We start from the raw sequence: 20,890 nt of genomic DNA on the forward strand, positions 1-20,890 counted from the left end.
ATATGGAACAACGCAGCCATCACGACCCTGCGGACGACCCAGGGTCCCCCGATCCCCGCCGCTGGCGCGCCCTGGCGGTCTGCCTGATCGCGGGATTCATGACCCTGCTCGACGTCAGCATCGTCAACGTCGCACTGCCCTCCATGCAGAGAGGGCTCGGCGCCTCCCCGGCGGACGTGTCGTGGGTCGTCTCCGGATACACCCTCACCTTCGGGCTCGCCCTGGTGCCGGCGGGCAAACTCGGTGACCTCCTGGGGCGCGAGCCCATGTTTCTGGCCGGACTGGCCTTCTTCACCGCGGTGAGCGTGCTGTGCGCAGTCTCCCCCGACCCCACGTGGCTGGTCGTCGCCCGCCTCCTCCAGGGCGCGGCGGGCGGGCTGCTCAACCCGCAGGTCATCGGGATGATCCAGCAGCTGTTCCGGGGCCCGGAGCGGGGTCGCGCCTTCGGCCTGTACGGCGCCTCGATCGCGATCTCCACCGCCGTCGGCCCGCTCGCCGGCGGTGTGCTGATCCAGGCGGCCGGCGTGCACAGTGGCTGGCGCTGGGTGTTCCTGGTCAACCTGCCCATCGGGCTGATCGCCCTGGTGCTGGGCGTGGTGTGCCTGCCGAGGACGAGGCCGCGGCGCACCGGCAAGGGCCTGGACCTGGTGGGCGTTCTCCTGCTGGGCGGGGGTGTCGCCGCGGTCCTGCTGCCGATGATCGAACAGGAGCAGCGCGCCGCGTCGGTGCGGTGGTGGCTGTTCGGCCTCGCGGCCGGGCTGCTCGTCTGCTTCGTCGTATGGGAGACCCTGTGGCGGCGGACGGGACACGATCCCCTGGTCGACCTCGGGCTGCTGCGCGCCCGTTCCTTCGGCACCGGGAGCGCCGTCGGCTCGGTGTACTTCGCCGGCTGCACCGGCCTGCTCCTCGTGCTGACCCTCTATCTGCAGCAGGGCCACGGCTACTCGGCACTGGAGGCCGGAGCGACCGGACTGCCATTTGCCCTGGGCTCCGCGCTCACCTCCACGCCGGGCGGACGCGCCGTGTTCCGTTTCGGCCGCCCCATGGTGGTCGCCGGCATCACCGCCGTGGCGCTCGGGCTCGGGACCACCGCCGCCGTCGTCAACCATCATCCGCACGGCCGCATCTGGCTGTACGTCCTCGGCCCCCTCCTCCTGGCCGGCCTGGGCAACGGCCTGGTCATCGGCCCCAACCAGACCCTGGCACTCGCCGACGTACCCCCCGCCCGCAGCGGTGCGGCGGCCGCCGTCCTGCAGACCGGCCAGCGCATCGGCACCTCGCTGGGCACCGCCGTCGCAGCGACCCTCTTCTACAACCGCCTGGCCACGACCCACGGCGACTTCCCGCACGCCACGAGCCACAGCCTCTACGGCGCGGCGGCCCTGACCTGCGCAGCCCTGGCGGTCGGCACGGCCGACCTCCTCGTGCCCCACCGCGCCGACCAGGCAGCGCCACACCACGTGCCCACCAGGACACAAGAAAACCCCAGGTCGGCGAGTACTTGACCTGGGGTCCGAGTGGAGCCGCTTTCGGGATTCGAACCCGAGACCTACGCATTACGAGTGCGTTGCTCTGGCCATCTGAGCTAAAGCGGCGCGCTGCCCGCACCATGGTGCGATCGGCAACGTCGGTAAGTCTACACAGTTTCCAGGGGTGCTTCGCACCGGCCCCGGAGCCCGGGGCTCCGGGGCCGGCGGCAGGGGCTATGAGCAGCGCTTTCCCTCGGCCGGTGGGGTGCCCCGCACCAAGTACGCCCTGATCGTCGAGTCGATGCAGGCGCTGCCGCGACCGAAGGCGGTGTGGCCGTCGCCGACGTACGTCAGCAGGCGGCTCGAGGAGAGCTGGTGGGCGAGGGAGCGGGCCCAGCGGTAGGGGGTCGCCGGGTCGCGGGTGGTACCGACCACCACGATCGGCGCCGCGCCCTTCGCCTCGATGCGGTGCGGCTCACCCGTGGCCTTCACCGGCCAGTACGCGCAGTTCAGCGAGGACCAGGCCAGGATCCGGCCGAAGACCGGGGACGCCTTCTCGAAGGCCGGCAGCGCCTGTTCGACCTGGCCGGGGCCGGTGAAGGCCGGCGGCAGGTCCAGGCAGTTCACGGCGGCGTTGGCCATCATCAGGTTGCTGTAGTGCCCGCCGGCGTCGCGTTCGTAGTAGCTGTCGGAGAGCGCGAGCAGACCCGCGCCGTCGTTTCCCCTCATGGCCGAGGTCAGCGCCTCGCGCAGTTGCCCCCAGGTGCCCTGGTCGTACATCGCCGCGATCACTCCGGTCGTGGCCAGCGCCTCGCCCAGCTCACGGCCGTCGGGATCACCGGCCGGGACGGGGTGCGCGTCGAGCTTCCGGAAGAACGCCTCCAGGTGGTCACCGACCTGCGCGGGGGTCGTGCCACCGGTGCCGAGCGGGCAGTCGGCGTGCCGGACGCAGTCCTTCGCGAACGCCTGGAACGCGGTCTCGAAGCCGGCCGTCTGGTCCAGGTCCATCTGCCGGGCGTCCACGGACGGGTCCATCGCGCCGTCCAGCACCATCCGGCCGACCCGGCCGGGGAACAGGCCCGCGTACGTCGCCCCGAGGAACGTGCCGTACGACGCCCCCACGTAGTTCAGTTTCGGATCACCCAGCACCGCCCGCAGGATGTCCATGTCCCGCGCCGCCTCGACCGTGGAGACGTGCCGCAGCAGCCGCGCCGAGTGCGCCGCGCAGCTCTCGTCGAACGTCCTGTCCGCCGCGACCAGCGCCTCCCGCTCCTTCTGGTCGTCGGGCGTCAGGTCGGTCTGCGTGTACGCGTCCATGCGGCGGCCGTCCAGACATTCGACGGGCTCGCTGCCGGCGACGCCCCGTGGGTCCATGGCGACCATGTCGTAGTGGGCGCGGACGTCGGCCGGATAGCCGACACCTGCGTAACTCTGCAGGTAGGCGATCGCCGAGCCACCGGGACCGCCCGGGTTGACCAGCAGCGAACCGAGCGGCCTGCCCCTGCCGGTGGCCTTCTTGCGTGCGACGGCGAGCCGGACGTCTCCCGCCCCGGGCTTCGCGTAGTCGAGCGGGGCCTTCATCGTCGCGCACTCGAAACCGGTGACACCGCACGCGCGCCAGCGCAGGCTCTGGGTGTAGTACGGCGACAGCTCCGGCGGTGTCGCACGCGGCAGCGCGGCCAGCGCGGCGTCCACCGTGCCCCCGGCCGAGGTCGAGCTCCCGGCGGAGCAGGCGGTCAGGAACAGGGCGGCGGCCGTGAACAGCGTGGCCGTGAGGCGGGCCGTGCGGGTGCGGGTGCCCGTGGTCCGGCGGAGGGGTGGCCTGGTGTGCATCAGGTGAGCGTAACGCTCCGCGGTGAGCCGGAAGCGGTGCGTGGGGGATTGTCGCCTCGTACGGGGGACAACGGCGGCTTCGTACCGTGACCGCATCGGTCCGCCTTCCCGGGCTCAGCCCGCCCGCAGCGCCATCGTCATCGCCTCGACCGCCAGCAGCGGGGACACGTTGCGGTCCAGGGCCTCGCGGCAGGCGGCGATCGCCTCGATGCGGCGGAGCGTGGACTCCGGGGTGCTGCCGCGCGCCAACCGGTCCAGGGCGTCCTGCGCGTCTTCGTTGGCGATCGCCGCGCGGGAGCCGAGCTGCAGGGCGAGGACATCTCGGTAGAAGGCCGTGAGGTCGCCGAGGGCGACGTCGAGACTGTCGCGCTGCGTGCGGGTTCTGCGGCGCTTCTGCATGTCCTCGAGGTCCTTCATCACGCCCGCCGTACCCCGTGGCAGTCGGCCGCCCTGGGCCGCGCCGAGTGCCGCCTTCAGCTCCTCGGCCTCCTTGCCGTCCATCTCCTCGGCGAGCTGCTTGGCGTCCTCGGCGGCCGCGTCGACCAGTTCCTGGGCGGCCTTGAGGCAGGCGCCGACCTCGTCGAGCCGCAGCGGCAGCTTCAGCACGGCCGCGCGGCGCTCGCGGGCCGCCGGATCGGTGGCCAGGCGCCGGGCGCGGTCGACGTGCCCCTGGGTGGCGCGGGCGGCGGCCACCGCGACCTCGGGCTCGACGCCGTCGTGCCGCATCAGCATCTCGGCGACCGCGTCCACGGACGGCGTGCGCAGGTTCAGGTGGCGGCAGCGGGAGCGGATCGTGGGCAGGACGTCCTCGATGGAGGGGGCGCACAGCAGCCAGACCGTGCGGGGGGCAGGCTCCTCCACCGCCTTCAGGACGGCGTTGGCCGACTTCTCGTTCAGCCGCTCGGCGTCCTCGACCAGGATGATCTGCCAGCGGCCGTTCGCCGGGGCGGTGAACGACTTGCGGACCGTGTCCCGCATGTCCCTCACCAGGATCTCGGAGCCGACCGCAGCCACCGAGGTGACGTCCGCGTGGGTGCCGAGCAGCGCGGTGTGGCAGCCGTCGCAGAAGCCGCAGCCGGGGGCGCCGCCGAGGGCTCGGTCGGGGCTCACGCACTGCAGGGCCGCGGCGAAGGCCCTGGCCGCCTGGTTCCGGCCCGCGCCGGGCGGGCCCGTGAACAGCCAGGCGTGCGTCATCCTCGACGCCTCGGGCAGCGGCTCGTCGGCCGCGGCGGCCGTGACCAGGGCGTCGGCGTCCCGCGCGGCCGCGTCGAGCACCGCGCTCACCTTCTCCTGCCCGACGAGGTCGTCCCATACGGTCACGGGTCACGCCGCCCTTCCGTCACACTCCGCGTTCCGGAATCCATTGTGCGGGTGGGCACTGACAACCGGTTCCGCACACGTTCCGGGGACGGCCGTGGCGTCGGTGACCCACAGCGCGAGGGCGGCGCCTGCCCGCTGCTGCGGACCTGCGCCGCCCTGTGTCCGTGTCCCCGTGCCCGTGCGGAACCGGTGGCGTCAGCCGCGCCGGCCCCGGCCGCGGCCCCCGCGGCCCTGCTCCTCGCCCTGGCCGCCCTGCTCCCGCTCGTCGTACGACCCCAGCAGTTCGTCCGCGAGCGACGGCAGGTCGTCCAGCGGGGTCTCCTCGGCCCAGTCGGGGCGCGGCCGGCGGCGCGGGGTGCCGTCGGCATCGAGCTGCGGCATCTCACGCGTACGGTCCTCCGAGCCGTCGGGGCCCGAGGCGGCCCGCTCGTCCCGGAAGAAGCCGGGCGGCACCCGGCCCGCCGGGTCGTCACCGCGCACGGGCGGCAGTACGGCCGTCCCGTCGGCCGCGCCGGGAACCACCGGCGGCAGCACCGCGGTCTCGTCCGCCGCGCCCGGGACCTGCGGGAGCACCGCGGTCTCGTCCGCCGCACCCGGGACCTGCGGCTGCGGCAGCTCGGCCGTCACCTCGGTGTCGGCGCCGGACGCGGCCGCCCGTCCGCCAAGCCGGTCCCGCGTGCCTTCCGCCTCGCCGCCCTCGGTCTCGTCGGCCTCGTCGCGCACGGGACGCAGCACCGTCGTCTCCTCCGTGCCCGCGCCGCGCCCCGACGGCTCGCCCGGACCCGGCGAGACCACCGGCGTCGGGACCGTCGCCTCGGTGCCGCGCGTGCCGCCGCCGTGCTCGCCGGCCGGCTCCTCACCTCGTTCGCCGGACGACACCACCGGTGTGGGAACCGTCGTCGCGTCCGGGAACACGCCGGGTGCGGGCGGCAGATGCGTGCTGGAACGGCGGGCCGCCGTGTCGGCCGCCGCCGCTGCCTCGGCCGCCTGCCTGCGGGCCTCCTCGGCACGCAGCAACGCCTCCTCGGCCTTGCGCTGCGCCTCCAGGCGCCGTGCCTCTTCCTCGGCGCGCAGCCTGGCCTCCTCCTCGGCCTGCCTGCGGCGCCGCTCCTCCTCGGCCCTGCGACGCGCCTCCTCCTCGGCGCGGGCCTTCTCCTCGGCGAGCAGCCGCTGCCGCTCCTCCTCCGCGCGCCGGGCCGCCTCCGCCGCCCGCTGCCGGGCCTCCTCGGCCTGCCGCTCGGCCTCGCGGCGCTGCGCCTCCTCCAACTCGCGGCGCTTGCGTTCCTCCTCCTCGGCGCGCAGCCGGGCCAGCTCCTCCTGGCGCTCGCGCTCCAGGCGCTCCTCCTCGGCCTTGCGCGCGGCCTCCTCCTCGGCCTTGCGGCGGGCCTCCTCCTCGGCCTTGCGGCGCGCCTCCTCCTGGGCCTTGATCTCGGCCTCGGACAGCGGAAGCAGGGTGTCCAGCCGGTGCCGGACCACGGTCGTGACGGCCTCGGCCTCCTGGCCTGCGTCCACGACCAGGTAACGGCCGGGGTCGGCGGCGGCCAGCGTGAGGAAACCGGACCGCACGCGGGCGTGGAACTCCGCCGGCTCCGACTCCAGACGGTCCGGGGCCTCGGTGAACCGCTCGCGCGCGGTCTCCGGGGAGACGTCCAGCAGGACGGTCAGATGCGGGACGAGTCCGTTGGTCGCCCAGCGGTTGATGCGGGCGATCTCGGTCGGGGACAGGTCGCGGCCGGCGCCCTGGTAGGCGACGGACGAGTCGATGTAGCGGTCGGAGATGACCACCGCGCCGCGCTCCAGGGCGGGCCGTACGACGGTGTCGACGTGCTCGGCGCGGTCGGCGGCGTACAGCAGCGCCTCCGCGCGGTGGGACAGGCCCGCCGAGGACACGTCCAGCAGGATCGAGCGCAGCCGCTTGCCGACGGGCGTGGCCCCCGGCTCACGGGTGAGCACGACCTCGTGGCCCTTGGCGCGGATCCACTCGGCGAGGGCCTCGGCCTGGGTGGACTTGCCGGCGCCGTCGCCGCCCTCCAGGGCGATGAAGAAACCGTTCGTCGCCAGTGCCTCGACCGGGTCGTCGCCGCCGAGCAGCGCGTCCTTCAGGTCCTGGCGCAGCGGGATGCCGGACCGGTCGTCGACCTTGGCGAGCACCAGCGCGGCCACGGGCAGCAGCAGCGCGCCGACGAGCATCAGGGTGAAGGAGGCGCCGCCGTGCGCGAAGACGAACCTGCCGTTCTGCAGCCGGTGCCGGCCGATGAGGCCGGCGACGACGGGCGCGACCAGGGCGCCGAGCGCTACGAAGACCCGGACGACCGCGTGCAGGTGCTCGGTGGTGCGGGCCCGGCGGTAGTCCTCGGCCTCCTGGTCGAGCAGGGCGTGCCCGGTGTTGGCGGCCACGCCCGCGCTGACGCCGGCCAGGGTGACGATCAGCAGCACGGTGGTGACGTCCGGGACCAGCCCGGCGGCGAGCAGGGCGATGCCGGTGAAGGCGATGGTCAGGGCGAGCAGCCGACGGCGCGAGAGCGAGGGCAGCACCGCCGGCGCCGTACGGATGCCGACCGCGACGCCGCCGGTCAGACCCAGCACCAGCAGCCCGTACAGGACCGGGCCGCCGCCCAGGTCGGTGGCGTGCAGCACGCACACCGAGACGGCCGCCGCGATGGCCCCGGCCACGGCGGCGCAGGCCGGCACGAGCAGCGGGATCGCGCCCGTACGGCCCTTGTCGACGCCGGTGCCGGTGCGAGGGCGACGCAGGCCCTCCAGCGGGGACCGCGCGCGGGGGGTGCGCACCGCGGGCAGCTCGAGGAAGGTCAGCAGGGACAGGGAGGCCGCGAACAGGCCGGCCGCCACATACGACCCGAGGGCCGCGTGGTGCTGGTCGAACCAGGCCACGCCGGTGCCCAGCAGATTGTTCAGCAGACCGGCGACGACCAGCGCGGCGGCGGCCAGCGGGACGGCGAGGAAACTCGTGCGCAACGAGAGACGGCGCAGAGCGTCCATGTGGTCGGGCAACGGCCGTACGGTGGCGCCCTCCGGGGGCGGGCCGGGCAGCAGGGCCGGGGCCGCGCTCTCCCGGCACACCGTCCACAGGCGCTCGGCGACGCCGGTGACGAAGGCGGTGACGAGGAGGACGGCCGGTGCGTTGTCCGGGGTCCAGTCGATCCACAGGGGGGCGACGATCAGCAGGGCGGCACGCACGCCGTCGGCGCCGACCATGGCCCAGCGGCGGTCGAGCGGGCCCTCCTGGGCGGTGAGAGAGGTCAGCGGGCCGAGGAGGATCGCGCCGAAGAGCAGCGCGGCGAGGACGCGCGCCGCGAAGACCGTCGCCACTGCGAACGCGACACCCCGGTATCCGCCTCCGAACGCGCCCTGGATGATCGCCGCCTGGAGGACCAGGACGACCAGGACGAGGAGTGCGAGGGTGTCGCCGACACCGCTGACCAGCTGCGCGCTCCACAAGCGCCTCAGCTGCGGTCGGCGCAGCAGGGAACGGACGGCGCGCTCGCGGGAGTCCGCGACCAGGGCGTCGTCCGGAGCTGTGGTGGGGGCCGTTGGCTGCTCGGCTCGCGTCATGCGTTCAGCCTATCCGCAGCCGCCGACACCACACCCCGCCTCTCCTGGCATGCGCACGCCCCGACACCAAAGTGATGCGGAGGCGTTCACTGTGCGAAGCCGAAGAGGACCGGCGGCTCGTCCCGATCACCGCTCGAAACACGTGCCGACCCTGTGGTGCCGGACGGCGAGGCCGCCGGCTCGACGGCCGCGGACAGCAGGCCGCCGGCCCACACCACGGAGTCGGCGGAGGCCCGCCGGAGCTGTCAGTCCTGCGTGCCCGACGTCGCGGCCTTCGAAGCCGCCGCCTTCTTCGTGGTCGTCTTCTTCGCGGCCGTGCTCGTCGTCTTCTTCGCCGCCGTCTTCTTGGCGGCGGCCTTCTTCGCCGGAGCCGCCTTCTTGGCCGTGGCCTTGGTGGCGGCCTTCTTCGCGGTCTTCTTGGCAGGGGCCTTCGCACGCTTCTCGGCGAGGAGTTCGAAGCCGCGCTCCGGGGTGATCGTCTCCACGCTGTCGCCGGAGCGCAGGGTCGCGTTGGTCTCGCCGTCGGTGACGTACGGACCGAAGCGGCCGTCCTTGACCACGACCGGCTTGCCGGAGACCGGGTCCTCGCCCAGCTCCTTCAGCGGCGGTTTGGCAGCGGCCCGCCCACGCTGCTTGGGCTGGGCGTAGATCGCCTGCGCCTCCTCCAGCGTGATCGTGAAGATCTGGTCCTCGGCCTGCAGCGAGCGCGAGTCCGTGCCCTTCTTCAGATACGGGCCGTATCGGCCGTTCTGCGCGGTGATCTCCTGGCCGTCGGCGTCGGTGCCGACGACACGCGGCAGCGACATCAGCTTCAGGGCGTCGTCGAGCGTCACCGTGTCGAGCGACATCGACTTGAAGAGCGACGCGGTACGCGGCTTGACGGCGTTCTTGCCGGTCTTCGGGGTGCCCTCGGGCAGGACCTCGGTGACGTAGGGGCCGTAGCGCCCCTTCTTGGCGACGATGGTGTGGCCGGTCGCCGGGTCGGTGCCCAGCTCCCGGTCGCCGCTGGGCTCGGCCAGCAGCTTCTCGGCCAGCTCGACGGTCAGCTCGTCCGGCGCCAGGTCGGCCGGGATGTCGGCACGCTGGTGCTCCTCTGTGTCCTTCTCGCCGCGCTCGATGTACGGCCCGAAACGGCCCACGCGGAGCACGATGCCGTTGCCGACCGGGAAGGACGACACCTCACGCGCGTCGATCGCGCCCAGGTCGGTCACCAGCTCCTTGAGGCCGCCGAGGTGGTCCCCGTCGCCGTTGCCGGCCTCGGCCGCGGTGCCGACGCCGCCCAGCCCCTCGCCGAAGTAGAAGCGCTTCAGCCACGGCACGGCCTTCGCCTCGCCGGCCGCGATGCGGTCGAGGTCGTCCTCCATCTTGGCGGTGAAGTCGTAGTCGACGAGCCGCCCGAAGTGCTTCTCGAGGAGGTTGACCACGGCGAACGACAGGAAGGACGGCACCAGGGCCGTGCCCTTCTTGAACACGTAGCCGCGGTCGAGGATCGTGCCGATGATCGACGCGTACGTCGACGGGCGGCCGATTTCGCGCTCTTCCAGCTCCTTGACCAGCGAGGCCTCGGTGTAGCGGGCCGGGGGCTTGGTGGCGTGGCCGTCGACCGTGATCTCCTCGACGGACAGCGCGTCCCCCTCGGCGACCTGCGGCAGCCGGCGCTCGCGGTCGTCCAGCTCGGCGTTCGGGTCGTCCGCACCCTCGACGTAGGCCTTCAGGAAGCCGTGGAAGGTGATCGTCTTGCCTGAGGCGCTGAACTCGACGTCCCGGCCGTCGGCGGCGGTGCCGCCGATCTTCACGGTCACGCTGTTGCCGGTCGCGTCCTTCATCTGGGAGGCCACGGTCCGCTTCCAGATCAGCTCGTAGAGCTTGAACTGGTCGCCGGTCAGGCCGGTCTCGGCGGGAGTGCGGAAACGATCGCCCGAGGGACGGATCGCCTCGTGGGCCTCCTGCGCGTTCTTGACCTTGGCGGCGTACGTACGCGGCTGCGGCGGCAGGTAGTCGGCGCCGTAGAGCTGGGTGACCTGCGCGCGGGCCGCCCCGACCGCCGTGTCGCTCAGCGTCGTGGAGTCCGTACGCATGTACGTGATGTAGCCGTTCTCGTACAGCTTCTGCGCGATCTGCATGGTGGCCTTCGCACCGAAGCCGAGCTTGCGGCTGGCCTCCTGCTGCAGCGTCGTCGTACGGAACGGGGCGTACGGCGAGCGGCGGTACGGCTTGGACTCGACGGACCGCACCGAGAAGCGGGTGTTCTCCAGGGCGGCGGCCAGGGCGCGGGCGGTCGCCTCGTCGAGGTGGAGGGTGTTCTCGCTCTTGAGTCGTCCCACGGAGTCGAAGTCGCGGCCCTGCGCGATCCGCCGGCCGTCGACGGTCTGCAGGCGGGCGACCAGCGACGACGGGTCCGACGGGTCTCCGGCGCGGCCGGTCGCGAAGGTGCCCGTCAGGTCCCAGTACTCGGCGGAACGAAAGGCGATGCGCTCGCGTTCCCGCTCGACCACCAGTCGTGTGGCGACGGACTGGACACGGCCGGCCGACAGGCGCGGCATGACCTTCTTCCACAGGACCGGCGAGACCTCGTAGCCGTAGAGGCGGTCGAGGATGCGGCGGGTCTCCTGGGCGTCGACCAGCTTCTGGTTGAGCTGGCGCGGGTTGGCGACGGCCTCGCGGATCGCGTCCTTGGTGATCTCGTGGAACACCATCCGCTTGACCGGGATCTTCGGCTTGAGGACCTCCTGGAGGTGCCAGGCGATCGCCTCGCCCTCCCGGTCCTCATCGGTGGCGAGGAACAGCTCGTCGGAGTCCTTCAGCAGGTCCTTGAGCTTCTTGACCTGCGCCTTCTTGTCAGCGTTGATCACATAGATCGGCTGGAAGTCATGGTCTACGTCCACACCGAGGCGGCGGACCTCGCCGGTGTACTTCTCCGGCACCTCCGCGGCGCCGTTGGGGAGGTCACGGATGTGCCCGACGCTCGCCTCGACGGTGTAGCCGGGGCCGAGGTAGCCCTTGATCGTCTTCGCCTTGGCAGGCGACTCGACGATGACGAGTCGGCGGCCGCCCTGTGCGGTCTCGCTGGTCGGGGACAACTTCGCTCTTCTCTCCGGTCGACGCTTGGGCCTCCCCAGGCCTTCGTCCCGGGGTCGCGGCGTACTGCTGGCACGTGTGACGCTGCGGAGTGTGACGGTACATCCCGCCCCCGTGTCAAACGGGAAAAGCCCACAACGGCCACTCGAACGGTAACCCGACTACCGCCATTCCTGCCGCCCGGAGTGCCGGGTACCCACGCGCGGCATGTCCGGAGCGTGGCGCTCCCCTTACTCTCCCGGCACGCTCGCCACGATGCGCCCACCGATGTCAGAGGCGCGTGAGGCAGTACAGGCCGAGGGCCAGCGCGACCGTCCCGGCCACGCTCGCCAGGGCCGCCGATGCGATCCGGTTCACACCATGGGCCACCGGCTCACGGCGCCTGAGGCGGGTGCCGGTCCAGGCCAGCACTGCGCCTCCGAACAGGGCGAACACCGCTCCCACGAAGATCGCCGGCCCGCTCTCCATCCCCGCCCACCTCTTCCGTGCCGTTCGGCTCCGACCCGGCCGGGAGAGTGGCACGGGCGGGCGGCGGGCGGGTGACATCGGAGTGAACGAACGAACACCGTGACATCGAACACACGCCCGAACAGCACCCTGAGTGAGCACGGCGTCCGTAATTTTCCGGCCGTTTTCCGTCCGGCCGACGCCGCAGGGCACCCGCCGCCGGCCGGCACGGGCGTGTCGCGCCGGGCGCCGCTCCCGCACCGGACCGTGTCACCGGCGTACGACGATGATCCGGGGCACGGACCACGAAGGCATCCGGGAGCGGCTACGACGGCACGGGCGTGCGCCCTGCCTCGGGGCACCCCGAGCCGCCGTACACCTCAGCGCCGGCCGTCATCCCATCCGCCGTACACCTCTCAGCGCACCGGCTCCAGGAAGCCCTGTTCCACCAGCAGGCGGATCTGCGCGGGCGTCCGGTCACGGAGGACGACCGGGTCCTCGTCCACGAGCTGGGCGATGGCGTCCAGGATGCGGCCCGCGCTCAGCGTGCCGTCGCACACGCCCGCGAACCCGGCGCCGACCGTGTCCACCTTCGTGGCCCGGCGCAACCCGCGGTGCTGGCGCAGCACCACATGCTCCGGGTCCTCGGCACCGGGCAGCCCGACCTGCTCCTGGATGACCTCGGCGGCGAGTTCGAAGTGGCTGTCGAGCAGCGCCGCGTCGTCGTGCTCCCGGAGATAGTCGAGACGCTCGAAGTGCGCCCGGATCGTGTCCCCGAGAGGCTGCTCGACGGGGTGCGGCCACTCCTCCACGGTGACGACGGGTTCGGCGGAACCCGTCCTGCGCAGGGTGATCCAGCCGAAGCCGATCGCCTTGACCTTGCGCGCCTCGAACTCGTCGAGCCAGGCGTCGTACCGCGCCTGGTACTGCGCCGGGTCCCCGCGGTGGTCACCGGCGTCCCGCAGCCACAGCTCGGCGTACTGTGTGACGTCCTGTGCCTCGCGCTGCACGATCCAGGCATCGCACCCGCGCGGCACCCACGACCTGAGTCTGTCCTGCCAGTCCTCCCCCGCCACGTGCTGCCAGTTGGCGAGGAACTGCGCGAACCCGCCCTCGTTCAGCCGTTCCCCCGCCTGCTGAACGAGCGAGCGGCACAGATCGTCCCCGCCCATGCCGCCGTCCCGGTAGGTGAGGCGGGCACCGGGCGAGATGACGAACGGCGGGTTGGAGACGATCAGGTCGAAGGTCTCGTCGTCCCTGAGCGGCTCGAAGAGCGAACCCTCGCGCAGGTCGGCGGCGGGAGCGCCGGAGAGCGCGAGCGTGAGCGCGGTGATGTGCAGGGCGCGCGGGTTGAGGTCGGTCGCCGTCACGCGTGTGGCGTGCTGCGCGGCGTGCAGCGCCTGGATACCGGAACCGGTGCCGATGTCCAGAGCGGACGCGACCGGCGCACGGACGGTGATCCCGGCGAGAGTCGTGGAGGCGCCCCCGACGCCCAGCACGACCCCCTCGTCGCGCTGTCCGACGCCCCCGGCCCCGCCGACGGCGCAGCCCAGGTCGGAGACGATGAACCAGTCCTCGCCGCCGGGGCCGCCGTAGGGCCGTACGTCGACGGTCGCGGCCACCTCGTCGCCACCCACGCGCGTGAGCCACCCGGCCTCCAGGGCCTCCTCCGCCGGCAGAACGGCCGCCAGGCGCGCGTACGGCACCGGCTGCTGGAGCAGGAACAGCCGTACGAGCGTCTCCAGCGGCGTGTCGCCACGGGTCGCCCTCAGTGCGGGCACGGTCTCGCTGCGGGCCAGCGCCGCGTACGCGGGGGCGCCGAGCAGGTCGAGCAGCCCGTCGGCGGTGAAGGAGGAGGCCAGCAGCGCGTCACGCAGGCGCGCGGCGATGTCGGGCCGGTCGGAGGCGGGCAGGGAAGCGAGTCCGGAGTCAGTCACGCCCCCATTGTGGCCCGCGGCACCTCCCGGAGGCGGCCTCAGCACGCCTCACCGGCACGTGGCACGGCTCGCCCCGGCCGCCGCCCTCCGGCCGTCCGCCGCAGGAGCGGCCTGCCCGGTGTCCGGTCAGCCCGCCGAGGGCGACGAGGGCGACGAAGCCGTGGCCGCGACCTTCTTGCAGCTGGCCTGCTGGGCGATGGCGTTCTTGACGTCACCCTGCTGGAGCTTCTCCAGCGCGTCGGTGCCGATCTGGTGCTGCTTCTCCAGGTCCGTCATCTTCACCGCGATGTCGTGCAGCCCGGAGGCGAACTTGGCCTGGTCCTTGGTGTCCAGCGCGTCGACCTGCTTCTTCAGGCCGGCGTAGGAGGCGGACAGGCCGTTGAAGCTCTTCACGACGTCCTGCAGCCGCTGAGCGCCGTCCTTGACGCCGGGAGGCGCGCCCGCGTTGCTGACGGCGGCGGCTATCGCCTTGTAGCCGTCGGCCATGTCCTGAAAGGCCTGCGAATCCGTCTTCTGCAGGGTCTCGGGCTTGGCGGTGTCGGCGGCCGTCGTGCTGATCGCCGCGTTCGCCGCCTTGATCTTCGCGTCCTGGGCGGGCACCGCGTCGCACACCGACTTGGCCCAGGCGACCAGCTTGGGGTCGGGCCCCTTGTCGCCGCCGCCGCTGCTGCTGCATCCCGTCAGCGCCACCACCAGTACCGCACCGCCGGACAGTGCGGCCGTGAGCTTCTTGTTCACCGGATTGGTCCCTTCCATGGCTCTCGGCCCACGGACCCTACACGGCGGACGCACACCCTCCGCACCCCGTACGCTCCGTAAGGCGCGCTTTGTACGCCTTTGCACCATGAGAGAGAAGGCTCACCACGTGGGCGAGCCCACAGACGGCCCGTGGGCGGTCGTGCGGCCTGCGGACGGCAGCGGGCGGGCGGCGCGTCAGCACGCGCCGCCCGCCCGGCCGTTGAGCGGGGAATTCCCGCAAAGGTCAGGAAACCACCGCCGTATTGGGTGAGTTGGAGATCCGCTCGGCGCTGTCGTCGTCGCCCACGGCGATTCCGCGCCGCTTGGAGACGTACACGGCGACGACGATCACGGCCAGTGCGAGGATCGCGACCCCGATCCGTACGCCCAGGCTCTTGTCGCTGCCGTAGGAGAACTTGATCACCGCGGGCGCGATCAGCAGCGAGACCAGGTTCATGACCTTGAGCAGCGGGTTGATCGCCGGGCCCGCGGTGTCCTTGAAGGGGTCGCCGACGGTGTCGCCGATCACCGTGGCCGCGTGGGCCTCGCTGCCCTTGCCGCCGTGGTGGCCGTCCTCCACCAGCTTCTTGGCGTTGTCCCAGGCGCCGCCCGAGTTGGCGAGGAACACCGCCATCAGCGTGCCCGCGCCGATCGCGCCGGCGAGGTAGGAGCCGAGCGAGCCGACGCCGAGCGTGAACCCGACGAAGATCGGCGCCATCACGGCGAGCAGACCTGGCGTGGCCAACTCCCGCAGGGCGTCCTTGGTGCAGATGTCGACGACCTTGCCGTACTCGGGCTTCTCGGTGAAGTCCATGATCCCGGGCTTCTCACGGAACTGCCGCCGCACCTCGAACACCACCGAACCCGCCGACCGCGACACGGCGTTGATGGCCAGTCCGGAGAAGAGGAAGACGACCGCAGCGCCCGCGATGAGGCCGACGAGGTTGTTGGGCTGCGAGATGTCCAGGGACAGACTGAGCGGCGCCCCCCGGCCGGTGAGCTTCGCCCCGACGTCCTGCACGTTGGTGGTGATCGCGTCGCGGTACGACCCGAACAGCGCCGACGCCGCGAGCACGGCGGTGGCGATGGCGATGCCTTTGGTGATGGCCTTGGTCGTGTTGCCGACCGCGTCCAGGTTGGTGAGCACCTGCGCGCCGGCGCCCTCGACGTCACCGGACATCTCGGCGATGCCCTGCGCGTTGTCGGAGACCGGGCCGAAGGTGTCCATGGCGACGATCACGCCGACCGTGGTGAGCAGACCGGTGCCGGCCAGCGCCACCGCGAACAGCGCCAGCATGATCGACGTACCGCCGAGCAGGAACGCACCGTACACGGAGAGGCCGATGAGCAGTGCGGTGTAGACGGCCGATTCCAGTCCCACCGCGATGCCGGACAGCACGACCGTGGCCGGTCCGGTCAGGGACGTCTTGCCGATGTCCCTGACCGGGCGCCGGTTGGTCTCGGTGAAGTAGCCGGTCAGCTGCTGGATGACGGCGGCGAGCAGGATGCCGATCGCCACCGCGACCAGGGCGAGGATCCGTGGATCGCCGTCCTTGCCCCGGATCGCCGCGTCGGAGATGCCCCTGAGGGCCGAGTACTTCGACGGCAGGTAGACGAAGACCGCGATCGCGACCAGCGCGAGGGAGATCAGCGCGGAGATGAAGAAGCCGCGGTTGATCGCCGTCATACCGCTGCGGTCGGCGCGCCGCGGGGCGACCGCGAAGATCCCGATCATCGCCGTGACGACGCCGATCGCGGGAACCAGCAGCGGCAGGGCGAGGCCGGAGTTGCCGAAGGCGGCCTTGCCGAGGATCAGGGCGGCCACCAGGGTCACGGCGTACGACTCGAACAGGTCGGCCGCCATGCCCGCGCAGTCGCCGACGTTGTCGCCCACGTTGTCGGCGATGGTCGCGGCATTGCGCGGATCGTCCTCCGGAATGCCCTGCTCGACCTTGCCGACCAGGTCGGCGCCGACGTCGGCGGCCTTGGTGAAGATGCCGCCGCCCACACGCATGAACATCGCGATCAGGGCGGCGCCGAGGCCGAAGCCCTCCAGCACCTTCGGTGCGTCGGCCGCGTACACCAGCACCACGCAGGAGGCGCCCAGCAGGCCGAGCCCCACCGTGAACATGCCGACGACGCCGCCCGTGCGAAATGCGATCTTCATCGCGGTGTGCGAGACGGTGGTGAGATCCTTTTGCGGTTCGCCGGGTGCCGGGGTGGCTTCGCGGGCGGCCGCGGCAACGCGCACATTGCTGCGCACGGCGAGCCACATGCCGATATAGCCGGTGGCCGCCGAGAACGCCGCGCCGATCAGGAAGAACACCGATCGTCCGGCACGCTGATTCCAGTCGTCCGCGGGCAGCAGCAGGAGCAGGAAGAAGACGACGACCGCGAATACGCCGAGCGTGCGCAGCTGCCGGGCGAGATACGCCTTCGCGCCTTCCTGGACCGCCTCGGCGATCCGCTTCATGCTGTCGGTGCCCTCGCCCGCCGCAAGCACCTGGCGCACCAGGATGCCTGCGACCACCAGCGCGGCCAGCGCGACCGCCGCGATGACGGCCACGATGATCCGGTTGTCGTCGGTCAGGACTGCGGCTGCGAGGGATGTGAGGTGACCCGATTGAGGGGTAGAAAGCCCCGCCATTCGTCCTCCTTGACGCTTGGGCTGAGCTCAAGATGTGGGGATTCTAGGTACCTCAGTGTGATCTAAACAGGGCGCGGTAAACGGAATTAGCCTCCGGCGACTCATCAGCAAATGATCGAGATCTCTCCGGACAACCCGAATGGAGTAATGCCCTCAAGGCGTTGGCAATGATCGTGAATTCCTTCACGAATTCCGGGGGGTGTCGCCCGCCGCCGGAAAAAGCACCGAGGGCCCCGCTCGGCAGGGCCCTCGTGACGTGGTGGTACGACGCTCAGACGAGCGTCGCGGCCGGTGGTGCGGTCGGCCAGGTCATACGGATCAGACCGCCGTCGTGCCCGGTGGTGACCTGGACGTCGTCGACGAGGCCGCTGATGACCGCGAGGCCCATCTCGTCCTCCTCGACCTCCGTGTCGGCGTCCTGTCCGGCTCCGGGCGCGCCGCCCGGAGCGGCATGCGGTGCCTCGTCGCCGACCTCGATGGAGAACTGTTTCTCCTCTTCGATCAGCGCCACCTTCACCGGCGCGCTGATGCCGCTGCTCTGATGCAGCCCGACGGCGCGCGAGCAGGCCTCGCCGACGGCGAGCCGGACCTCGTCCAGGACGGCCTCGTCCACTCCGGCCCTGCGTGCCACCGCGGCCGCCACCAACCGGGCGGTCCGGACGTGCTCGGGCAGCGCGCTGAAGCGGAGTTCGACGGTGGCCATGCATCCCCCTCGCGACTACGGGCGTGCGGTCGGGGGCGGGGCCGCCGAGAGCCCGCACCCCCTGCTGTGCTGCTGTGCCCCGCGCCGCTCCAGGGCCCGGGACGGAATCGGTCGACGCACCGGCCGCGAACGCAACGGGCCGGACCGGACCGGTCGGCGTCCGGGCTCACACGGGAGCCCGGCGCCGGTGACCGGTCCAGGGTCAGTCGGTGGCCGCCACCGCTTCCTCGACCGAGGTGTGGATCGGGAACACCTTGGTGAGGCCGGTGATACGGAAGATCTTGAGAATGCGCTCCTGGTTGCAGACCAGGCGCAGCGAACCCTCATGGGCACGCACTCGCTTCAGACCGCCGACCAGCACGCCGAGCCCGGTGGAGTCGAGGAAGTCCACGCCCTCCATGTCGACGACGAGGTGGAAATTGCCGTCGTTCACCAGCTCGACCAGCTGCTCGCGCAGCTTGGGCGCGGTGTATACATCGATTTCGCCACCGACCTCGACGACCGTACGATCGCCGACGGTACGGGTCGACAGGGACAGGTCCACGGATCCTCCAGCACCTTGCTATCGAGCGGTCGTCCCTCGGGACACCTCGGCGGCCCCCGGGACGCATCGCCAGCCGCGATGGCATTCAATCACTTACTGGCAGGCGTGCACGACGCCTTGGCTCCATTGTCCGTCACGCCAGTGACACACTCGGTGCCGATGGCCAAGAATCACCGATCCGATCGATCCCCGGCGGACCCGGCATCGTGCCCGTCTCCGGGCACGGTCCTGGACCGGCTCGCCTCCGGGCCGAGCCGGGCTGCGCGCATCACCCATACGGAGCACTTGCCCCCGCGCGCGGGCCGCCATGCCGTCTGGCCTCATCGGATTCGCGCCGAGGTGATCGCGGCCGTCCGGGCGTGCGGCATCGAACATCCCTGGGCGCACCAGGCACTGGCCGCCGAGCACGCCCTGGACGGCGATTCGGTGGTCGTCGCCACCGGCACCGCCTCCGGCAAGTCCCTCGCCTACCTCGTGCCCGTGCTGTCCACCCTTCTGGACGGCGCCGAGACTCCGAACGGCCGAGGGGCCACCGCGCTGTACCTGGCCCCCACCAAGGCACTTGCGGCGGACCAGTGCCGGTCGGTGAAGGAACTTTCACAGCCGCTGGGCACCGCAGTACGCCCGGCCGTGTACGACGGCGACACCCCCTTCGAGGAGCGGGAGTGGATCCGCCAGTACGCCAACTACGTCCTCACCAACCCCGACATGCTGCACCGCGGGATACTCCCGTCCCACCCGCGCTGGTCCTCCTTCCTGAAGTCGCTCAAGTACGTCGTCGTCGACGAGTGCCACACCTACCGGGGCGTGTTCGGCTCGCACGTCGCCCAGGTGCTGCGCCGGCTGCGCCGGCTGTGCGCCCGCTACGGCGCCTCGCCCGTGTTCCTGCTGGCCTCGGCGACCGCCGCCGAGCCCGCCGTCGCCGCCCGGCGGCTGACCGGCCTGCCGGTGACCGAGGTGGCCGACGACGCCTCCCCGCGCGGGGAGCTCGTCTTCGCCCTCTGGGAGCCCCCGCTGACCGAGCTGCACGGCGAGAAGGGTGCGCCCGTACGGCGTACCGCCACCGCCGAGACCGCCGATCTGCTCACCGATCTGACCGTGCAGGGCGTGCGCTCGGTCGCCTTCGTGCGGTCCCGGCGCGGCGCCGAGCTGATCTCGGTGATCGCCCAGGAGAAGCTCGCCGAGGTCGACCGCTCCCTGGTCCGGCGTGTCGCGGCCTACCGCGGCGGCTACCTCCCCGAGGAGCGCCGCGCCCTGGAACGCGCCCTGCACTCCGGCGAACTCCTCGGGCTCGCCGCCACGACGGCCCTGGAGCTCGGCGTGGACGTCTCCGGTCTGGACGCGGTCGTCATCGCCGGCTACCCGGGCACGCGCGCGTCCCTGTGGCAGCAGGCGGGCCGCGCGGGCCGCTCCGGGCAGGGCGCGCTGGCGGTGCTGGTCGCCCGCGACGACCCGCTGGACACCTTCCTCGTCCACCACCCGGAGGCCCTGTTCGACCAGCCGGTCGAATCCACGGTCCTGGACCCCGACAACCCCTACGTCCTCGCCCCGCACCTGTGCGCCGCCGCCGCGGAGCTCCCGCTGACCGAGGACGACCTGGATCTCTTCGGCCCCGCCTGCGCGGACGTGCTGCCGCAGCTGGAGGCCGCGAAGCTGCTGCGCCGGCGGACGAAGGCCTGGCACTGGACGCGCCGGGAGCGGGCCGCCGACCTGACGGACATCCGGGGCGCCGGCGGGCGCCCGGTGCAGGTCGTCGAGTCCGGCACCGGCCGCCTGCTCGGCACGGTCGACGCGGGCGCGGCACACTCCACGGTCCACGAGGGCGCGGTCCACCTCCACCAGGGCCGCACCTACCTGGTACGGCGGCTGGACCTGGAGGACTCGGTCGCCCTGGTCGAGCAGGCCGACCCGCCGTACTCCACGGTCGCCCGCGACACCACGTCGATCTCCGTCCTGGAGACGGACACCGAGATCCCCTGGGGCGCCGGCCGCCTCTGCTACGGCTCGGTCGAAGTCACCAACCAGGTCGTTTCCTACCTGCGCAGACGCCTCATCACCGGTGAAGTGCTCGGCGAGACCAAACTCGACCTTCCTCCTCGTACGCTGCGCACGCGCGCGGTGTGGTGGACCGTGACCGACGACCAGCTGGACGAGGCCCGGATCAGCCCGGAGATCCTCGGCGGCTCCCTGCACGCAGCCGAACACGCCTCGATCGGCATGCTCCCCCTCTTCGCGACCTGCGACCGCTGGGACATCGGCGGCGTGTCCGTGCCCCTGCACCCGGACACTCTGCTGCCCACGGTGTTCGTGTACGACGGTCACCCGGGCGGCGCGGGCTTCGCCGAGCGCGCCTTCCGCACCGCCCGCGCCTGGCTCACCGCCACCCGCGAGGCCATCGCCTCCTGCGAGTGCGAGGCCGGCTGCCCCTCCTGCATCCAGTCCCCCAAGTGCGGCAACGGCAACGACCCGCTGCACAAGAGGGGGGCGGTGCGGCTCCTCACGGTGCTGCTGCGGGGGGCGCCGGAGGAGGAGCCGGGCGAACGGCCGACGCCGGAGCCGACCGGGGGGCAGGCGCCTCGGGCTTGACAGTGGCGGGATCTG

At 72.1% G+C, this 20,890-nt stretch carries 12 protein-coding genes and 1 tRNA gene; 2 read left to right on the plus strand and 11 right to left on the minus strand.

Annotated elements, in window-relative coordinates; all coding sequences use genetic code 11:
• The first annotated feature begins 2 nt into the window (after positions 1 to 2).
• On the plus strand, positions 3 to 1,505 hold the full coding sequence (locus AC5WRT_RS23820; RefSeq protein ID WP_496095748.1) for an MFS transporter: 1,503 nt from the start codon (positions 3 to 5) through the stop codon (positions 1,503 to 1,505).
• A gap of 13 nt (positions 1,506 to 1,518) precedes the next feature.
• Here the strand turns inward: AC5WRT_RS23820 and AC5WRT_RS23825 are convergent.
• From AC5WRT_RS23825 to bldG, 11 genes are all read right to left on the minus strand, one after another.
• Positions 1,519 to 1,595 (minus strand) — tRNA-Thr (locus AC5WRT_RS23825).
• Between the two features lie 108 nt (positions 1,596 to 1,703).
• Positions 1,704 to 3,302 carry an alpha/beta hydrolase gene (locus AC5WRT_RS23830; RefSeq protein ID WP_496095747.1) on the minus strand — a complete coding sequence of 533 codons (1,599 nt, stop codon included), beginning with the start codon at positions 3,300 to 3,302 and terminating at the stop codon, positions 1,704 to 1,706.
• 114 nt (positions 3,303 to 3,416) lie between these two features.
• Positions 3,417 to 4,622, minus strand: a complete 1,206-nt coding sequence (locus AC5WRT_RS23835) for a DNA polymerase III subunit delta' (RefSeq protein WP_496095746.1) — start codon at positions 4,620 to 4,622, stop codon at positions 3,417 to 3,419.
• Positions 4,623 to 4,817: 195 nt separating this feature from the next.
• Positions 4,818 to 8,195, minus strand: a complete 3,378-nt coding sequence (tmk, locus tag AC5WRT_RS23840; protein ID WP_496095745.1) for a dTMP kinase — start codon at positions 8,193 to 8,195, stop codon at positions 4,818 to 4,820.
• 245 nt (positions 8,196 to 8,440) lie between these two features.
• Entirely contained in the window at positions 8,441 to 11,275 is a 2,835-nt protein-coding gene (gene topA, locus AC5WRT_RS23845) for a type I DNA topoisomerase (RefSeq protein ID WP_496095744.1), read from the minus strand.
• 268 nt (positions 11,276 to 11,543) lie between these two features.
• A complete protein-coding gene (locus AC5WRT_RS23850; protein ID WP_496095743.1) occupies positions 11,544 to 11,741 on the minus strand; it encodes a hypothetical protein in 198 nt (65 codons plus the stop codon).
• Between the two features lie 395 nt (positions 11,742 to 12,136).
• Positions 12,137 to 13,657, minus strand: coding sequence for a DUF7059 domain-containing protein (locus AC5WRT_RS23855; protein ID WP_496095742.1), 1,521 nt, complete (start codon positions 13,655 to 13,657; stop codon positions 12,137 to 12,139).
• A gap of 126 nt (positions 13,658 to 13,783) precedes the next feature.
• On the minus strand, positions 13,784 to 14,413 hold the full coding sequence (locus AC5WRT_RS23860) for a small secreted protein (protein ID WP_496095741.1): 630 nt from the start codon (positions 14,411 to 14,413) through the stop codon (positions 13,784 to 13,786).
• Between the two features lie 226 nt (positions 14,414 to 14,639).
• Positions 14,640 to 17,042, minus strand: a complete 2,403-nt coding sequence (locus tag AC5WRT_RS23865) for a sodium-translocating pyrophosphatase (RefSeq protein WP_496095740.1) — start codon at positions 17,040 to 17,042, stop codon at positions 14,640 to 14,642.
• A 271-nt stretch (positions 17,043 to 17,313) separates the two neighbouring features.
• A complete protein-coding gene (locus AC5WRT_RS23870; protein ID WP_496095739.1) occupies positions 17,314 to 17,745 on the minus strand; it encodes an ATP-binding protein in 432 nt (143 codons plus the stop codon).
• A gap of 202 nt (positions 17,746 to 17,947) precedes the next feature.
• A complete protein-coding gene (gene bldG / locus AC5WRT_RS23875) occupies positions 17,948 to 18,289 on the minus strand; it encodes an anti-sigma factor antagonist BldG (protein ID WP_010986038.1) in 342 nt (113 codons plus the stop codon).
• 78 nt (positions 18,290 to 18,367) lie between these two features.
• Between bldG and AC5WRT_RS23880 the strand changes: the two genes are divergently transcribed.
• Positions 18,368 to 20,875 (plus strand): DEAD/DEAH box helicase, encoded by a 2,508-nt coding sequence (locus AC5WRT_RS23880; RefSeq protein WP_496095738.1) that lies wholly within the window; start codon positions 18,368 to 18,370, stop codon positions 20,873 to 20,875.
• Positions 20,876 to 20,890 lie beyond the last annotated feature (15 nt).

The organism is Streptomyces sp. NTD91 (assembly GCF_059510455.1).

What these genes read in the sequence shown, in the direction of transcription:
- AC5WRT_RS23820 (WP_496095748.1), top strand. Translation starts at nt 3, where the DNA reads ATGGAACAACGCAGCCATCACGACCCTGCGGACGACCCAGGGTCCCCC.
- AC5WRT_RS23830 (WP_496095747.1), bottom strand. Translation starts at nt 3,302, where the DNA reads ATGCACACCAGGCCACCCCTCCGCCGGACCACGGGCACCCGCACCCGC.
- tmk (WP_496095745.1), bottom strand. Translation starts at nt 8,195, where the DNA reads ATGACGCGAGCCGAGCAGCCAACGGCCCCCACCACAGCTCCGGACGAC.
- AC5WRT_RS23850 (WP_496095743.1), bottom strand. Translation starts at nt 11,741, where the DNA reads ATGGAGAGCGGGCCGGCGATCTTCGTGGGAGCGGTGTTCGCCCTGTTC.
- AC5WRT_RS23860 (WP_496095741.1), bottom strand. Translation starts at nt 14,413, where the DNA reads ATGGAAGGGACCAATCCGGTGAACAAGAAGCTCACGGCCGCACTGTCC.
- AC5WRT_RS23865 (WP_496095740.1), bottom strand. Translation starts at nt 17,042, where the DNA reads ATGGCGGGGCTTTCTACCCCTCAATCGGGTCACCTCACATCCCTCGCA.
- AC5WRT_RS23870 (WP_496095739.1), bottom strand. Translation starts at nt 17,745, where the DNA reads ATGGCCACCGTCGAACTCCGCTTCAGCGCGCTGCCCGAGCACGTCCGG.
- AC5WRT_RS23880 (WP_496095738.1), top strand. Translation starts at nt 18,368, where the DNA reads ATGGCATTCAATCACTTACTGGCAGGCGTGCACGACGCCTTGGCTCCA.